A 16,302-nucleotide genomic window follows, 5' to 3' on the forward strand; every position below is an offset into this window, starting at 1 on the left:
AGCAGCCCCAATTGGATTGCTGCGGTCATTAAGATGGATCGCGTCAACCGGTTTACGACGGCTGCGCCGCCGAGCGGGAGCAAGCTCCCTCGCCACGAAAGCTCGTCGTTTTCAGGTGATCAATGCGTACGGGCGACCGCAAACTCGCTCAGTTCCACCAGCGCATCGCGATATTCGCTGGCCGGCAGCGCATCGAGGCACTTGATCGCACGGGCCACATAGTCCCGGGCCAGTGTCGCGGTGTATTCCAGCGAGCCGGAGGCTTCGACCGCAGCACGAATGCTTTCCAGGTCTTCGATCCCGCCTTTCTGGATCGCCTGGCGCACCAGCGCCGCTTGTTCCGGCGTGCCTTCGCGCATGGTGTAGATCAGCGGCAGGGTCGGCTTGCCTTCGGCCAGGTCGTCACCGACATTCTTGCCCAGGGTCTCGGCATCGCCCTTGTAGTCCAGCAAGTCGTCTACCAGTTGGAACGCAACGCCCAGATGATCGCCAAAGGTGCGCAGGGCTTCGCTCTGCTCGGCGCTAGCGCCGGCCAGGGCAGCGGCACTATGGGTCGAGGCTTCGAAAAGCATCGCGGTCTTGCCGCGAATGACTTCCATGTAGGTCTCTTCGGTGGTGCTGGCGTCGCGGACCTTGGACAGCTGCAGCACTTCGCCTTCGGCGATGATGCGCGTGGCTTGGGACAGGATCTTCATCACCGGCATCGAACCGAGCTCGACCATCATTTCGAACGAACGCGAATACAGGAAATCGCCCACCAGCACGCTCGGGGCGTTGCCCCACATGGCGTTGGCGGTCGAGCGGCCACGGCGCATGCCGGACATGTCGACAACGTCGTCATGCAGCAGCGTCGCGGTGTGCAGGAACTCGATGGTGGCGGCCAGCAGGCGCATGTCATCGCCTTCGCGACCCAGGGCCTTGCCGCACAAAAGCACCAATAAAGGACGCAGGCGCTTGCCACCCGCCGAAGTGATGTAGTCGCCGATTTTCGATACCAGCGGCACTCGGGAAGTCAGCTGCTTCTTGATGATGCCGTCGACGGCACTAAAATCGTCCGCCACTGCGCGGTAGAAAGCTTGGGGTTGCATCAGCGACAGGCGCTCCAGAAGGGTTGCGCGGCATGCTAGGACCCCCACCCAGACCTGTCAAGGCGCGATGGACGGCTACTTGCAAGGCTCGGTTGCCTTGCGTACAATCGCGCACCCTGAACTTCCTGGGCAGCACCTGCCTTACGCAATTGCATCCGGGCCTTCCAGCCCATGCAGCCATGCCAGCCAATACCTCTTCTTATAAAGCGCTGGGTGAGCAGGATTATCGGAGAAATACCATGTCGTACGCAGTAATTGTTACTGGTGGCAAGCAATACAAGGTCGCCCCAGGTGAATACCTGAAGATCGAAAAACTGGAAATCGCTACCGGCGAATCCGTGACTTTTGATCGCGTTCTGTTGGTCGCCAATGGCGATGACGTGAATATCGGCGCTCCAGTCGTTGCTGGCGCTACCGTTGTGGCTGAAGTGATCTCCCAAGGTCGTCACGATAAAGTCCGCATCATCAAGTTCCGTCGCCGTAAGCACCACATGAAGCGTATGGGCCACCGCCAGTGGTACACCGAGATCAAAATCACCGGTATTCAGGCTTAATTTCAGCCTAATTCCTCACTAGGAGAATTGAACTCATGGCACACAAAAAAGCTGGTGGTAGTACCCGTAACGGTCGCGACTCAGAAGCCAAACGCCTTGGCGTGAAGATGTATGGCGGCCAGGCTATCAAAGCGGGCAACATCATCGTGCGTCAGCGCGGCACCCAATTCCACGCTGGCTACGGCGTTGGCATGGGTAAGGATCACACCCTCTTCGCTAAAGTCGAAGGCGTGATCAAGTTCGAAGTAAAAGGCGCCTTCGGTCGTCGTTACGTAAGCGTTATCGCAGCTTAATTGCGAGACCGCTGGAAAAGCCCTGTCTTGCGACGGGGCTTTTTCGTTTGTGGGGTGAGTCTCTTGCAAAACTGTTTGTATGGGCTGCCGGCGCTGCGGTTGGGGCGTGTTTTGAGGTCGCTGCGCTCATTTTTGCAAGAGTCTTATGTCTTGTTTTTTTCGGCTCGTCCGTACGGCGAGAGGCGTGTGTCATGAAGTTTGTTGATGAAGTATCGATTCGAGTAAAGGCTGGCGACGGCGGCAATGGCTGCATGAGTTTCCGTCGGGAAAAATTCATTGAAAACGGTGGTCCGAACGGTGGTGACGGGGGCGACGGCGGCTCGATCTACATGCTTGCCGACGAAAACCTCAACACCCTGGTGGACTACCGTTACACCCGGCACTTCGATGCCGAGCGTGGCTCCAACGGCGGCAGCACCGATTGCACCGGCAAGAAGGGCGAAGACCTGATCCTGCGCGTGCCAGTCGGTACCACGGTGATCGACTCCGCCACTCAGGAAGTGATTGGCGACCTGACCAAGGCCGGCCAGCGTCTGCTGGTCGCTCATGGCGGTTGGCACGGCCTGGGCAACACCCGTTTCAAATCCAGCACCAACCGTGCGCCGCGCCAGACCACCCCTGGCAAGCCTGGCGAGCAGCGTGACCTGAAGCTGGAAATGAAGGTGTTGGCCGACGTGGGCCTGCTGGGCTTGCCGAACGCTGGTAAAAGTACGTTCATTCGCTCGGTCTCTGCCGCCAAGCCGAAAGTAGCCGATTACCCGTTCACCACCCTGGTACCCAACCTGGGCGTGGTCAGCGTCGATCGCTGGAAGAGCTTTGTGATCGCTGACATCCCGGGCTTGATCGAAGGTGCTTCCGAGGGCGCGGGCCTGGGGATTCGCTTCCTCAAGCATTTGTCCCGTACCCGCCTGTTGCTGCACCTCGTCGACATGGCGCCGCTGGATGAAACCAGTGCCGCCGATGCCGCCGAAGTCATCGTCAACGAACTGACCAAGTTCAGCCCGGCCCTGGCCGAGCGCGACCGTTGGCTGGTGCTGAACAAGTGCGACCAGATCCTTGAAGAAGAGCATGAGGAGCGGGTCAAGGAAATCGTCGATCGCCTGGAGTGGGAAGGTCCGGTCTACGTGATCTCGGCCATTGCCAAGGAAAATACCGAGCGCTTGTGCCACGACATCATGCGTTACCTGGAAGATCGCGCCGATCGCCTGGCCAACGACCCGGCCTACAAGGAAGAGCTGGCCGAGCTCGATCAGCGCATCGAAGACGAGGCTCGCGCTCAGTTGCAGGCCTTGGACGACCAGCGTGCCTTGCGCCGCAGCGGCGTCAAGTCGGTCCATGACATCGGTGACGACGATTGGGATGAGGAAGATGTGGACGATGAAGATGGTCCGGAGATCATCTACGTTCGCGACTGATCTTGTGCCGATGCGAGTTGCTTGAGATCAAAACCTGTGGGAGCGAGCCTGCTCGCGATGGCGGTGCGTCAGCCAGCATCCATGCTGCTGACCCAATGCAATCGCGAGCAGGCTCGCTCCCACACGGATTCTCCGGGTGGCTGGCATCGAGGGCAGGTTTAACTGGTCCAGCGCGGTGTTATCATCGCAGCCAGCCGGTTTCCAAGGCGCCGCTCAATCGAGCGGCGTTTTGGTATCTGTAAAACGCAAATACGAATAATCCCATGGGCGGCGCTGGGTCGCGCCGTTCGCTGGCAAAGGTTGAAGAAAATGCGGAGCAAGGTGACGGGTGCGCAGCGCTGGGTCGTGAAGATCGGCAGCGCACTGCTGACAGCGGATGGCAAAGGCCTGGATCGTCAGGCAATGGCGGTGTGGGTCGAGCAGATGGTGGCCTTGCATGAGGCTGGCGTCGAGCTGGTATTGGTCTCGTCCGGGGCTGTGGCCGCCGGTATGAGTCGCCTGGGCTGGACGTCGCGACCCAGCGCGATGCATGAGCTGCAGGCCGCTGCCGCCATTGGCCAGATGGGCCTGGTCCAGGCCTGGGAGTCGAGCTTTGCCGAGCATGGCCGCCATACGGCGCAGATCCTGCTGACCCATGACGACCTGTCCGACCGCAAGCGTTACCTCAACGCCCGCAGTACGTTGCGAGCACTGGTGGAGCTGAAAGTCATCCCAGTGATCAACGAAAACGACACGGTAGTCACCGACGAGATCCGTTTCGGCGATAACGATACCCTGGCCGCGCTGGTGGCGAATCTGGTTGAGGCGGACCTGTTGGTGATCCTCACGGATCGCGACGGCATGTTCGATGCCGATCCGCGCAACAATCCCGACGCCAAGTTGATCTACGAAGCCCGTGCCGATGATCCGGCGCTGGATGCGGTCGCTGGCGGTACTGGCGGTGCGTTGGGGCGCGGAGGCATGCAGACCAAGCTGCGCGCGGCTCGCCTGGCGGCCCGTTCCGGCGCTCATACCATCATTGTCGGCGGGCGCTTGGAACGGGTGTTGGATCGCCTGAAGTCGGGCGAGCGCATCGGCACCTTGCTTTCCCCTGAGCGCGGCATGCTGGCGGCGCGCAAGCAATGGCTGGCCGGGCATCTGCAAACCCGTGGCACCTTGGTGCTGGACGCCGGTGCTGTGTCGGCGTTGTCCCAGGGCAACAAAAGCCTTTTGCCGGTGGGCGTGAAATTGGTCCAGGGTAGTTTCCGCCGCGGCGAAATGGTCGTGTGCGTGGCGCCGGACGGTCGTGAGATTGCCCGTGGCCTCGCCAACTACAGCGCGCTGGAAGCTCAGAAAATCATCGGTCAGTCGTCTGATGCGATTGTCGGTCTGTTGGGTTACATGGCGGAGCCCGAACTGGTCCATCGTGACAACCTGATCCTCGTCTAAGGAAAAATCATGGGTGTGGCAAAAGGATTGATTGGCTTGCTGCTGGCATTGCCGCTGCTGGCTTCGGCCGAGGAAATTGGCCAGGTCTCGACCGTGTTCAAGTTTGTCGGGCCGAACGATCGGATCGTAGTCGAGGCGTTCGATGATCCCAAGGTCGATGGCGTGACCTGTTACCTGTCGCGGGCCAAGACCGGTGGTGTGAAGGGCGGCCTGGGCCTGGCCGAGGATCGCGCCGAGGCGTCCATCGCCTGTCGCCAGGTTGGGCCGATCAGCTTCAAGGGCGAGCTCAAGGACGGCGAAGAGGTGTTCCGCGAGCGCACCTCGCTGGTGTTCAAGACCATGCAAGTGGTGCGGTTCCTCGACAAGAAGCGCAATACGCTGGTGTACCTGGTCTACAGCGACCGGGTGATCGAGGGCAGCCCGCAAAATGCGGTGACGGCGATTCCGATCTTGCCTTGGCGTTAAGTATCGAATGACCGGCGAGCCAATCGGCTCGCTTTTTTAATCTTCATGGATGTTGTTGTGCTTTTGGCGCGAAGGGATTCGTATGCGTTCGTTTTTGCTGCTGTTTGTATTGAGTTGTTCAGTTTCCGCCGGGGCCCTGGCGGAACCGTTTTATAGCGCCAAGCCCCTGGCCCATCCGCTGATAGAAAACTCCCAGGAGAGTGGGGCGACACTGGCTTTTATCCACGAGGCGGAAGGTGTCGTGGGCTATTCATGCTTGTGTGATTCACCGGATGGCGCGCCGCACGTGCTCGACCGGTATGGCGATGCCAGTGTCGAGTCGGTGTTCTACGCCAGCCTCGACAGTGATCTCCAGACGCTGGTCGTGCTGTCCCGAGCAAAGGGACAGTACGCCCTTCATGGTTATCGATTCGTGCCGTCCACCGGTACTTATCGCCGACTCGAGACGCTTCAGCCGGCGCTGGATCGTATTGCGGCCAATCGCAAAATCCTCAATGCCGCCATTGTCCAGAAGGCGCTGGGTGCGTTGCCGCCTTACGCTTACGGCGCCGTGGTGCCTGTGACCGGTATTGCTGAATTCGACACGCTCAATCCCGCCGACGGTACGCTGGTGGGCTACTTTGGTGTCGACGGTGTTCCGGCCTCGGCGGGGCAGCCGGCGGAGGATCCTCATCGTGACACCTACAAAAAGACCTTCCAGCAGCGCGAAGGGCGCTGGCTCACGGTGACGTATGAGCGCGTACCGTCTCGGGATGAGGATGTGGGTGCTGCCTATAGCGTCAGCCGGATGGCTTGGGAAACCCGTCCGCAGCTTTACCGAGGCTCTGAGGATGGGGTGGGGGCGATCATGGGGGAAAGGCAGCTCTGGGCGCTGGGTTCGTATGTCCAGGGCAAGAAATCAGGTCAGTGGACGGAGTTTGGCCCGTCGGGCGACGAATCTACCGGCGCCTATGTGGATGGGTTGCGCCAAGGGCCGTGGCTCATCAGTGATAGAGGTACGGTTTCCCAAGGCATGATCGTCGATGGCTTCTACGAGGGGCGCTGGACGATCGAGGGGTACGACGATGAGGTGCCGATGTCTGGTTTCGATACTTACAAACGCGGCGATTATGAAGGGCCTTCCGAGCGTGTGCGTCATGGCGAGGTGATCCAGCGCGGCGATTTCGTGGCGGGGATGCAGCACGGGGATTGGAAGATGCCGTGGGGTGAGGGGCGTTACGTGCGAGGCGTCCGGGAGGGGCGTTGGACATTGAAGGTGGAGGGCGGTGGCGTCCAGACCGTGGACTTTGCCGCCGACAAGAGGCATGGCGAGTTGCGAGAAGTGGATGCTGCGGGGGTATTGCGGCGGGTCGAGCACTACCGTGCGGGTGTGTTGGATGGATTGAAAGAGACCTATGCGGCCAATGGCAAGCTTACCTATTCGGCCCACTACGCCAATGGCCAGATCGAAGGGCGGGCGCTGACCTACACGGAAGACGGTGCCGTGCTGCTGTCGGATATCTCCTGGCGTTACGGTTCACGAGAGGGCGCCTTTCGTCTCTATCATCCCAATGGTCAGCCCGATACGGTGGCAACGTACGAAAAGGATGAACCCATTGGCAACGTGCAATCATTCGATGCGAACGGGGTGTTGATTGCGGACCGCAACTACTGTCACGTGCCGGATGGGAAGTACACCCGCATCATGCTGTGCGGCAAGCAGCGCGGGGCGTTCAATAACGGCCACTTCGACTCCGAGAGTGACTATCTGTTCGGTAATGAGCAAAGCGCGCGCCACACCCAGGATGGGCGCACCGTTCGGGAGGTGTTGCTGGGGCCTGATGACCACGTGACGCGCAAGGAGTATTACCCCAACGGCCAATTGAAATTCTCTGAAGAGAAGCAGGGTTTTCGGCTGATCACGGTCTACGGGCGCGAATACAAGGACTATTCGTACGCCAAGCGCGAAGGCGAGACGGTCTACTACTACCCGACGGGTGCGGTCGAGCGTCGCATGACTTTCAAGGATGACAAGATAGTGGGTTGCTACACCGGCTACGATGAGGCTGGCGTACAGAACTTCCCGCCCCCGGGAGGCTGCCCTCCGCCCAAGCCGGTGGTGTTCAATTTCGGCGAGTAGGGAATCTGATTTCAGTCTTCCCCGACCAATGTGGGAGCGAGCCTGCTCGCGAAGACGGCGGAACAGTCGCCATCTCCATCATCTGGTCCACCGCTTTCGCGAGCAGGCTCGCTCCCACAGGGGGGTTGTGGTGAGCAGAAAATTTATGTCCGCTGAGGATCCAGTGTGGGAGCGAGCTTGCTCGCGAAGACGGCAGTACAGTCAGCATCTCCATCACCTGACCCGCCGCCATCGCGAGCAAGCTCGCTCCCACAGGATTCAGTGGTCTAGTTGGGGTTAAATCGCAGGCAATAAAAAACCGACCCTGAGGTCGGTTTTTTAACGAGCGCGTCGCTTAGGCAGCAGCGGCAACGTTCAAGGCCTTTACGTGGCCATTCAGGCGGCTCTTATGGCGAGCAGCCTTGTTCTTGTGGATGATGCCTTTATCGGCCATGCGGTCGATAACTGGCACAGCCAGAACGTAAGCAGCTTGAGCTTTTTCAGCGTCTTTTGCGTCGATGGCCTTAACTACGTTCTTGATGTAGGTACGGACCATGGAACGCAGGCTGGCGTTGTGGCTGCGACGCTTCTCAGCCTGTTTTGCACGTTTTTTGGCGGAAGGTGTGTTGGCCACCGTCGAGCTCCTCGAAAGACTTTTTGGGAAATAGCAAACAAAATAGGCCGCGAATCATGCCGATGAGTTGAAGTCTTGTCAAGGGCGGGTGACGCGTTCCGCTGAATGGCAGGTGCGGCGCACCGAATGATTTCTTTCCGGCGTGCGACCTGTAAACTCGCGGGCTTTGGCGCTGTGCTGTTTAGCGGCGCGGAGTATCGCACAAGTGGGCGCATTGTTCGCCTGCTGTTTATCGACAGGCAAAAACTCTTTTCATGAACCTGCTCAAATCGTTGGCTGCCGTCAGCTCTATCACGATGCTTTCCCGCATCCTGGGATTCGTTCGCGATACGTTGATCGCTCGGATATTCGGTGCCGGAATGGCCACCGACGCCTTCTTCATCGCGTTCAAATTGCCCAACCTGCTACGGCGGATTTTTGCTGAAGGGGCGTTTTCCCAGGCCTTCGTGCCGATCCTGGCGGAATATAAAAGCCAGAAGGGCGACGAAGCGACCCGTACCTTCATTGCCTACGTCACCGGTCTGCTGACGCTGGTGCTGGCCTTGGTCACGGCCGCCGGCATGCTCGCCGCGCCCTGGGTGATCTGGGCCACCGCACCAGGTTTCACCGACACGCCGGAAAAATTCCAGCTCACCTCTGACCTGTTGCGGGTGACCTTTCCTTATATATTGCTGATTTCCCTGTCGTCCCTGGCCGGCGCGATCCTCAACACCTGGAACCGTTTCTCCGTGCCGGCCTTCGTGCCGACGCTGCTCAACGTCAGCATGATCATCTTCGCGGTGTTCCTGACGCCGTACTTCGATCCGCCGGTGATGGCGCTGGGTTGGGCGGTGTTGGCGGGCGGCCTGGCGCAGTTGCTCTACCAACTGCCGCACCTGAAGAAGATCGGCATGCTGGTGCTGCCGCGGCTGAACTTGCGCGACAGCGGCGTGTGGCGGGTCATGAAGCAGATGCTGCCGGCCATCCTCGGCGTCTCGGTGAGCCAGATTTCCCTGATCATCAACACCATTTTTGCCTCGTTCCTGGTGGCGGGCTCGGTGTCGTGGATGTACTACGCCGACCGCTTGATGGAATTGCCATCCGGCGTGCTGGGCGTGGCGCTGGGCACGATCCTGCTGCCGACCCTGGCCAAGACCTACGCCAGCCAGGATCGCCATGAGTATTCGCGGATCCTCGATTGGGGCCTGCGCCTGTGTTTCGTACTGGTCCTGCCTTGTGCCCTGGCGCTGGGGATCCTGGCCGAGCCGCTGACGGTTTCGCTGTTCCAGTACGGTCAATTCAATGCGTTCGATGCCCTGATGACCCAACGGGCGCTGATCGCCTACTCGGTGGGGCTGCTCGGGATCATCGTGATCAAAGTCCTCGCGCCGGGCTTCTACGCCCAGCAGAACATCCGTACGCCGGTGAAAATCGCCATCTTTACCCTGTGCATGACCCAACTGTTCAACCTGCTGCTCATCGGTCCGCTGGCCCACGCCGGCCTGGCCCTGGCGATCAGCGCGGGTGCCTGTCTCAACGCCGGGCTGCTGTTCTATCAACTGCGCAAGCAGAAGATGTATCAACCGATGCCGGGCTGGGGCAAGTTCGGGCTCAAGTTGCTGGTCGCCGTGGCGGTGATGTCGGCGGTGCTGCTGGTCGGGATGCATTTCATGCCGGCTTGGGGCGAAGGCGTGATGCTCGAGCGTTTCCTGCGCCTGGGTGTGCTGGTCGTGGCGGGCGTGGTGGCGTATTTCGGCATGTTGCTGTTGATGGGCTTCCGTTTGCGCGACTTCAATCGCAAGGCCTTGAGCTGACAGGTTGCCCCTGATAATCCAGGGGCGGGCGGCGGTTTTGTCGGTTCGATCACTTTGGGTTACGGTGTTGCCTGTCACCGACCGCCGGGTGTGGTTATAATCGGCCACTTTATGAGCAAGAAGCGCGTTATGCAGCTGGTTCGAGGCCTCCACAACCTGCGTCCCCGGCATCGGGGCTGTGTCGCCACTATTGGCAACTTTGACGGTGTTCACCGTGGCCACCAGGCTATCCTGGCGCGGCTGCGCGAGCGTGCGCTGGAATTGGGCCTGCCCAGTTGCGTGGTGATCTTCGAGCCGCAACCTCGGGAATTTTTCGCCCCGGACACCGCTCCGGCCCGTCTGGCCCGGTTGCGGGACAAACTGCAATTGCTCGCGGCTGAAGGCGTTGACCGGGTCCTGTGCCTGGCTTTCAACCAGCGCCTGAGCCAGCTCAGTGCCGCCGAATTCGTCGATACCATCCTGGTGGATGGCCTCGACGTGAAGCATCTGGAAGTCGGCGATGATTTCCGTTTCGGTTGCGACCGGGCGGGGGATTTCGACTACCTGCAACAGGCCGGCGCCGCCCGGGGCTTCACCGTCGAAGCGGCGCAGACCGTCGAGATGGATGGTTTGCGCGTCAGCAGTACCCAGGTCCGCAACGCCCTGGCGGCTGCCGACTTCGATTTGGCCGAGCGCTTGCTCGGCCGCCCGTATCGAATTGCCGGACGGATCCTGCACGGGCAGAAGCTGGCGCGCCAATTGGGCACGCCAACGGCCAACGTGCAGCTCAAGCGCCGTCGTGTGCCGCTGACCGGGGTGTTCCTGGTGAGTGTCGATATCGATGGCAAGACCTGGCCCGGCGTCGCCAACATCGGCGTACGTCCTACGGTGCAGGGAGATGGCAAGGCCCATCTCGAAGTACACATTCTGGATTTTGCCGGCGATCTGTATGACCGGCGTTTGACGGTGGTTTTCCACCAGAAGCTGCGTGAAGAGCAGCGTTTTGCCTCTCTGGAGGCGCTCAAGACGGCGATCCATGCAGATATCGCCGCCGCCCGTGCCCTTGTCGCAACCAGCGCCAATCGCTAATGAAGAGCCTTAAATGACCGACTATAAAGCCACGCTAAACCTTCCGGACACCGCCTTCCCAATGAAGGCCGGCCTGCCTCAGCGCGAACCACAGATTCTGCAGCGTTGGGACAGCATTGGCCTGTACGGAAAGTTGCGCGAGATTGGCAAGGATCGTCCGAAGTTCGTCCTGCACGACGGTCCTCCGTACGCCAACGGCACCATCCACATCGGTCACGCGCTGAACAAGATTCTCAAGGACATGATCATCCGCTCCAAGACCCTGTCGGGTTTTGACGCGCCGTATGTCCCGGGCTGGGACTGCCATGGCCTGCCGATCGAGCACAAGGTCGAAGTGACCCACGGCAAGAACCTGGGCGCGGACAAGACCCGCGAGCTGTGCCGTGCCTACGCCACCGAGCAGATCGAAGGGCAGAAGTCCGAATTCATCCGTCTCGGCGTGCTGGGCGACTTCGCCAATCCGTACAAGACCATGGATTTCAAGAACGAGGCCGGCGAAATCCGTGCCCTGGCGAAAATCGTCGAGGGCGGCTTCGTGTTCAAGGGCCTCAAGCCCGTGAACTGGTGCTTTGATTGCGGTTCGGCCCTGGCCGAGGCGGAAGTCGAGTACGAGAACAAGAAGTCCTCGACCATCGACGTCGCGTTCCCGATCGCCGATGAAGACAAGCTCGCCGCCGCGTTCGGCCTGGGCAAGCTGGCCAAGCCGGCCGCCATCGTGATCTGGACCACCACACCGTGGACCATCCCGGCCAACCAGGCGCTGAACGTCCACCCGGAATTCAACTACGCCCTGGTCGACGTCGGCGACAAGTTGCTGGTGTTGGCCGAAGAGCTGGTCGAATCCTGCCTGGCCCGCTACAACCTCGAAGGTTCGGTGGTCGCCACCGCGCCGGGTTCGGCGCTGGAACTGATCAATTTCCGCCATCCGTTCTATGACCGCCTGTCGCCGGTGTACCTGGCCGACTACGTGGAACTGGGCGCAGGCACCGGGGTGGTTCACTCCGCACCGGCCTATGGCGTCGACGACTTCGTGACCTGCAAGAAATACGGCATGGTCAATGACGACATCCTCAATCCGGTGCAAAGCAATGGCGTGTACGTGCCGTCGCTGGAGTTCTTTGGCGGCCAGTTCATCTGGAAAGCCAACCCGGCCATCGTCGATAAGCTGACCGAAGTCGGCGCGCTGCTGCACACCACCGTCATCGAACACAGCTACATGCATTGCTGGCGCCACAAGACCCCGCTGATCTACCGCGCCACCGCGCAGTGGTTCATCGGCATGGACAAGCAGCCCACCCGCGGCGACACCCTGCGCCAGCGTTCGCTCAAGGCCATCGAAGAAACGCAGTTCGTTCCGGCCTGGGGCCAGGCGCGCCTGCACTCGATGATCGCCAACCGTCCGGACTGGTGCATCTCCCGCCAGCGCAACTGGGGCGTGCCGATCCCGTTCTTCCTGAACAAGGAAAGCGGCGAGCTGCACCCACGCACCGTCGAGCTGATGGAAGTCGTGGCCCAGCGCGTCGAAGCCGAAGGCATCGAAGCCTGGTTCAAGCTCGATGCCGCCGAGCTGCTGGGCGACGAAGCACCACAGTACGACAAGATCAGCGACACCCTCGACGTCTGGTTCGACTCCGGCACTACCCACTGGCACGTGCTGCGTGGTTCGCACCCGATGGGCCACGAAACCGGTCCGCGCGCTGATCTGTACCTGGAAGGCTCGGACCAGCACCGCGGCTGGTTCCACTCGTCCTTGCTGACCGGTTGCGCCATCGACAACCACGCGCCGTACCGCGAGCTGCTGACCCACGGCTTCACCGTCGATGAGTCCGGCCGAAAGATGTCCAAGTCCCTGGGCAACGTGATCGCGCCGCAGAAAGTCAACGACACCCTGGGCGCCGACATCATGCGCCTGTGGGTTGCGTCCACCGACTATTCCGGCGAGATGGCCGTTTCCGAGCAGATCCTGCAACGCAGCGCGGACGCCTACCGGCGGATCCGTAACACCGCGCGCTTCCTGCTTTCCAACCTGACCGGTTTCAACCCGGCCACCGACCTGCTGCCGGCCGAAGACATGCTCGCGCTGGACCGTTGGGCCGTGGACCGTACCCTGTTGCTGCAACGCGAATTGCAGGAACACTACGGTGAGTACCGTTTCTGGAACGTGTATTCCAAGATCCACAACTTCTGCGTCCAGGAGTTGGGTGGTTTCTACCTCGACATCATCAAGGATCGCCAGTACACCACCGGCGCCAACAGCAAAGCGCGCCGTTCCTGCCAGACTGCGCTGTTCCACATCAGCGAAGCGCTGGTGCGCTGGATCGCGCCGATCCTGGCGTTCACCGCCGATGAGTTGTGGGAATACCTGCCGGGCGAGCGCAACGAGTCGGTAATGCTCAACACCTGGTACGAGGGCCTGACCGAACTGCCGCAAGGCTTCGAGCTGGACCGTGCGTATTGGGATCGCGTGATGGCGGTCAAGGCGGCGGTCAACAAGGAAATGGAGATCCAGCGGGCGGCCAAGGCCGTCGGCGGCAACCTGCAAGCCGAAGTGACCCTTTATGCCGAAGATGCCCTGAGTGCCGATCTGGCCAAGCTGAGCAACGAGCTGCGCTTCGTGCTGATCACCTCCACCGCCAGCGTTGCACCTTTCGTGCAGGCGCCGGCCGATGCGGTGATCACTGAAGTCAGCGGCCTGAAGCTGAAGATCGTCAAGTCGAACCACACCAAGTGCGCCCGTTGCTGGCACTGCCGTGAAGACGTCGGCGTGAACCCGGAGCATCCGGAAATCTGCGGTCGTTGCGTGGACAACATCAGCGGCACCGGTGAGGTTCGTCATTATGCCTAACGCAGCGGGCCGCTTCGGGCGGCTGGGCTGGCTCTGGTTGAGTGTGCTGGTCCTGGTCATCGACCAGGCCAGCAAGTACTACTTCGAGAACTCGCTGACGATGTATCAGCAGATCGTGATCATTCCCGACTACTTCAGCTGGACCTTGGCCTACAACACCGGAGCGGCGTTCAGTTTCCTGGCCGACAGCTCAGGCTGGCAGCGCTGGCTGTTCGCCCTGATCGCCATCGTGGTCAGCGCCGTGCTGGTGGTCTGGCTCAAGCGCCTGGGGCGCAATGAGACCTGGCTGGCCGTGGCGCTGGCCTTGGTGCTCGGTGGTGCCTTGGGCAACCTCTATGACCGCATTGCCTTGGGCCATGTGATCGATTTCATCCTGGTGCATTGGCAGAACCGCTGGTATTTCCCGGCGTTCAATTTTGCCGACAGCGCCATCAGCGTGGGCGCCGTGATGCTCGCCCTGGATATGTTCAAGAGCAAGAAAACCGGAGAAGCCGTCCATGACTGAGCAGCGTATCGCTCAAAACACCGAAGTGAAGCTTCACTTCGCCCTGCACCTGGAAAACGGCGACACCGTTGACAGCACCTTCGACAAGGCTCCGGCGGTGTTCAAGGTCGGCGACGGCAACCTGCTGCCCGGTTTCGAAGCGGCAATCTTCGGTTTCAAGGCCGGCGACAAGCGCACCGTGGTCGTTCCGCCGGAAAATGCCTTTGGTCAGCCCAACCCGCAAAACGTGCAGACCATGCCACGCTCGCAATTCCAGGACATGGAACTGTCGGAGGGCTTGCTGGTGATCTTCAATGACGCGGCCAATACCGAATTGCCGGGTGTGGTTAAGGCATTTGACGATGCCCAGGTGACCGTGGACTTCAATCACCCGCTGGCGGGCAAGACCTTGAATTTCGAAGTTGAAATTCTTGAGGTCAAGGCGGTTTAGGATTTAACAGGCAGTTCCTGCTGCCACCCGATTCACTGTGGGAGCGAGCTTGCTCGCGATGGCGTCGGATCAGTCAATATTGACGTTGGCTGATATACCGCAATCGCGAGCAAGCTCGCTCCCACACTGGATTGCATTGATTCAATCTCTTGCGCGCAAGACACGAGGCACAGCATGCAAATCAAACTCGCCAACCCCCGTGGCTTCTGCGCCGGCGTGGACCGGGCGATCGAAATCGTCAACCGCGCCCTGGAAGTGTTCGGGCCGCCGATCTACGTGCGCCATGAAGTGGTGCACAACAAGTTCGTCGTCGAGGACCTGCGCAGCCGCGGGGCCATTTTCGTCGAGGAACTGGACCAGGTGCCGGACGACGTCATCGTGATCTTCAGTGCCCATGGTGTTTCCCAGGCGGTGCGTACCGAAGCCGCCGGCCGTGGCCTTAAGGTGTTCGACGCCACATGTCCGCTGGTCACCAAGGTCCACATCGAAGTGGCGCGCTACAGCCGTGACGGCCGCGAATGCATCCTGATCGGCCACGAAGGCCACCCGGAAGTCGAAGGCACCATGGGCCAGTACGACGCCAGCAACGGCGGCGCCATCTACCTGGTCGAGGACGAGGAAGACGTGGCGGCCCTGCAGGTGCGCAACCCGGAAAAGCTCGCCTTCGTCACCCAGACCACCCTGTCCATGGATGACACCAGCCGGGTCATCGATGCCTTGCGTTCGCGCTTCCCTGCCATTGGCGGACCGCGAAAGGATGACATCTGCTACGCGACCCAGAACCGTCAGGACGCGGTCAAGCAATTGGCCGACGAATGTGATGTGGTCCTGGTCGTCGGCAGCCCGAACAGCTCCAACTCCAACCGCCTGCGGGAGCTGGCCGAGCGCATGTCCACCCCGGCCTACCTGATCGATGGCGCCGAAGACATGCAGCGCAGTTGGTTCGACGGCGTCGAGCGGATCGGCATTACCGCCGGTGCCTCCGCCCCGGAAGTTCTGGTGCGTGGCGTGATCCAGCAATTGCAGGCCTGGGGTGCAATCGGGGCTGACGAGTTGGCGGGGCGCGAAGAAAACATCACGTTTTCGATGCCGAAGGAACTGCGCGTCCGCTCTCTGCTCTGAGCCCTTTTGCACACAGGGCCTCCTCGGCCTCGATACTTTCCAGGCGGACGCGGCCGGACGGCGCCAATATCACTTGGTGATGGCTGACCGGCCCGCGTTTGGCGCAGACATGCAGCGTGCCGGCCTGGAACGAGCCGTTGGGATGCAGGGCTTTTCCCAGGCTGCCGAACCTGATCCTGCGTTTGACCGTCGAGTTGCCAACTACCCGAGCGCTGTTCCTGCGCTCCTTCAGCAAGGTCTTCTCCTTGTCGTCCAGCGTGATCCGCCAGCCTTTGCTCCAATCGTTGTCTATTCCGTGTATCAACACCCGACGGTTACGCGTGATGGCTTCACTGCGGGCGCTACGTAATCCGCTGAGCAGCAACTGTGCCGTGTCCTCGCGTTCGATGGATTCGATCAGTTGGGTGTAGCTTGTACTGGCCAACGGCAGAACAATTGCGGCGATTGCCAGTCCCATGAGCAGTTCGATCAGGCTGAAGCCCTGTTGATGCATGACGTCTCCTCCCTGGAGAACGAAAACGACGCGATCCTGGCGTCCTGAATTGAAACAACCGCCCACATGGC

Annotated in this window: 15 protein-coding genes; 12 read left to right on the forward strand and 3 right to left on the reverse strand. The window is 60.6% G+C overall.

All coding sequences use genetic code 11. The annotated features are described in order from the left end of the window. Positions 1-119: 119 nt before the first annotated feature. The gene (locus FHK92_RS22225; RefSeq protein WP_181290009.1) at positions 120-1,088 is read right to left on the reverse strand and encodes a polyprenyl synthetase family protein; all 969 of its coding nucleotides are present in this window, start codon (positions 1,086-1,088) and stop codon (positions 120-122) included. 239 nt (positions 1,089-1,327) lie between these two features. On the opposite strand from FHK92_RS22225, the gene rplU reads away from it, so the two are divergent. The 6 genes from rplU to FHK92_RS22255 all read left to right on the forward strand — a co-directional run bounded on the left by rplU (position 1,328) and on the right by FHK92_RS22255 (position 7,362). After that, on the forward strand, positions 1,328-1,642 hold the full coding sequence (gene rplU / locus FHK92_RS22230) for a 50S ribosomal protein L21 (protein ID WP_003176051.1): 315 nt from the start codon (positions 1,328-1,330) through the stop codon (positions 1,640-1,642). A gap of 35 nt (positions 1,643-1,677) precedes the next feature. Continuing rightward, entirely contained in the window at positions 1,678-1,935 is a 258-nt protein-coding gene (rpmA, locus tag FHK92_RS22235; RefSeq protein ID WP_003205738.1) for a 50S ribosomal protein L27, read from the forward strand. A gap of 191 nt (positions 1,936-2,126) precedes the next feature. Beyond that, the gene (gene cgtA / locus FHK92_RS22240) at positions 2,127-3,350 is read left to right on the forward strand and encodes an Obg family GTPase CgtA (RefSeq protein ID WP_039593902.1); all 1,224 of its coding nucleotides are present in this window, start codon (positions 2,127-2,129) and stop codon (positions 3,348-3,350) included. A gap of 309 nt (positions 3,351-3,659) precedes the next feature. Further along, complete coding sequence (gene proB, locus FHK92_RS22245; RefSeq protein ID WP_030140287.1) at positions 3,660-4,778, forward strand: glutamate 5-kinase; 1,119 nt, start codon at positions 3,660-3,662, stop codon at positions 4,776-4,778. A gap of 9 nt (positions 4,779-4,787) precedes the next feature. Then, positions 4,788-5,243, forward strand: coding sequence for a CreA family protein (locus tag FHK92_RS22250; RefSeq protein ID WP_053125382.1), 456 nt, complete (start codon positions 4,788-4,790; stop codon positions 5,241-5,243). Between the two features lie 82 nt (positions 5,244-5,325). Further along, entirely contained in the window at positions 5,326-7,362 is a 2,037-nt protein-coding gene (locus tag FHK92_RS22255) for a hypothetical protein (RefSeq protein WP_181290010.1), read from the forward strand. Between the two features lie 334 nt (positions 7,363-7,696). Here FHK92_RS22255 and rpsT read toward each other — a convergent pair whose 3' ends face one another. After that, the gene (gene rpsT, locus FHK92_RS22260; RefSeq protein ID WP_003185593.1) at positions 7,697-7,975 is read right to left on the reverse strand and encodes a 30S ribosomal protein S20; all 279 of its coding nucleotides are present in this window, start codon (positions 7,973-7,975) and stop codon (positions 7,697-7,699) included. Between the two features lie 254 nt (positions 7,976-8,229). Between rpsT and murJ the strand changes: the two genes are divergently transcribed. The 6 genes from murJ (at position 8,230) to ispH (ending at position 15,738) form a co-directional block, all read left to right on the forward strand. Next, positions 8,230-9,768 (forward strand): murein biosynthesis integral membrane protein MurJ, encoded by a 1,539-nt coding sequence (gene murJ / locus FHK92_RS22265; protein WP_030140285.1) that lies wholly within the window; start codon positions 8,230-8,232, stop codon positions 9,766-9,768. Between the two features lie 129 nt (positions 9,769-9,897). Continuing rightward, positions 9,898-10,836, forward strand: a complete 939-nt coding sequence (ribF, locus tag FHK92_RS22270; RefSeq protein ID WP_181290011.1) for a bifunctional riboflavin kinase/FAD synthetase — start codon at positions 9,898-9,900, stop codon at positions 10,834-10,836. Between the two features lie 13 nt (positions 10,837-10,849). After that, on the forward strand, positions 10,850-13,681 hold the full coding sequence (gene ileS / locus FHK92_RS22275; protein ID WP_181290012.1) for an isoleucine--tRNA ligase: 2,832 nt from the start codon (positions 10,850-10,852) through the stop codon (positions 13,679-13,681). Continuing rightward, complete coding sequence (gene lspA, locus FHK92_RS22280) at positions 13,674-14,186, forward strand: signal peptidase II (protein WP_014340279.1); 513 nt, start codon at positions 13,674-13,676, stop codon at positions 14,184-14,186. Before ileS ends, lspA begins: the two co-directional genes overlap by 8 nt. Next, positions 14,179-14,616 (forward strand): FKBP-type peptidyl-prolyl cis-trans isomerase, encoded by a 438-nt coding sequence (fkpB, locus tag FHK92_RS22285; RefSeq protein WP_030140281.1) that lies wholly within the window; start codon positions 14,179-14,181, stop codon positions 14,614-14,616. The genes lspA and fkpB overlap by 8 nt, the downstream gene beginning before the upstream one ends. A 174-nt stretch (positions 14,617-14,790) precedes the next feature. Further along, positions 14,791-15,738, forward strand: a complete 948-nt coding sequence (gene ispH, locus FHK92_RS22290; RefSeq protein ID WP_181290013.1) for a 4-hydroxy-3-methylbut-2-enyl diphosphate reductase — start codon at positions 14,791-14,793, stop codon at positions 15,736-15,738. Here ispH and FHK92_RS22295 read toward each other — a convergent pair. Then, positions 15,692-16,231, reverse strand: a complete 540-nt coding sequence (locus FHK92_RS22295; protein WP_181290014.1) for a GspH/FimT family pseudopilin — start codon at positions 16,229-16,231, stop codon at positions 15,692-15,694. The two genes, ispH and FHK92_RS22295, sit on opposite strands and share 47 nt — an antisense overlap. Positions 16,232-16,302: the final 71 nt, after the last annotated feature.

The organism is Pseudomonas brassicacearum subsp. neoaurantiaca (assembly GCF_013608025.1).
In the GTDB taxonomy this organism is placed as follows: domain Bacteria; phylum Pseudomonadota; class Gammaproteobacteria; order Pseudomonadales; family Pseudomonadaceae; genus Aquipseudomonas.

Coding starts and splice junctions, on each gene's coding strand:
- FHK92_RS22225 (WP_181290009.1), bottom strand. CDS start 1,088: ATGCAACCCCAAGCTTTCTACCGCGCAGTGGCGGACGATTTTAGTGCC.
- rplU (WP_003176051.1), top strand. CDS start 1,328: ATGTCGTACGCAGTAATTGTTACTGGTGGCAAGCAATACAAGGTCGCC.
- rpmA (WP_003205738.1), top strand. CDS start 1,678: ATGGCACACAAAAAAGCTGGTGGTAGTACCCGTAACGGTCGCGACTCA.
- cgtA (WP_039593902.1), top strand. CDS start 2,127: ATGAAGTTTGTTGATGAAGTATCGATTCGAGTAAAGGCTGGCGACGGC.
- proB (WP_030140287.1), top strand. CDS start 3,660: ATGCGGAGCAAGGTGACGGGTGCGCAGCGCTGGGTCGTGAAGATCGGC.
- FHK92_RS22250 (WP_053125382.1), top strand. CDS start 4,788: ATGGGTGTGGCAAAAGGATTGATTGGCTTGCTGCTGGCATTGCCGCTG.
- FHK92_RS22255 (WP_181290010.1), top strand. CDS start 5,326: ATGCGTTCGTTTTTGCTGCTGTTTGTATTGAGTTGTTCAGTTTCCGCC.
- murJ (WP_030140285.1), top strand. CDS start 8,230: ATGAACCTGCTCAAATCGTTGGCTGCCGTCAGCTCTATCACGATGCTT.
- ribF (WP_181290011.1), top strand. CDS start 9,898: ATGCAGCTGGTTCGAGGCCTCCACAACCTGCGTCCCCGGCATCGGGGC.
- ileS (WP_181290012.1), top strand. CDS start 10,850: ATGACCGACTATAAAGCCACGCTAAACCTTCCGGACACCGCCTTCCCA.
- lspA (WP_014340279.1), top strand. CDS start 13,674: ATGCCTAACGCAGCGGGCCGCTTCGGGCGGCTGGGCTGGCTCTGGTTG.
- fkpB (WP_030140281.1), top strand. CDS start 14,179: ATGACTGAGCAGCGTATCGCTCAAAACACCGAAGTGAAGCTTCACTTC.
- ispH (WP_181290013.1), top strand. CDS start 14,791: ATGCAAATCAAACTCGCCAACCCCCGTGGCTTCTGCGCCGGCGTGGAC.
- FHK92_RS22295 (WP_181290014.1), bottom strand. CDS start 16,231: ATGCATCAACAGGGCTTCAGCCTGATCGAACTGCTCATGGGACTGGCA.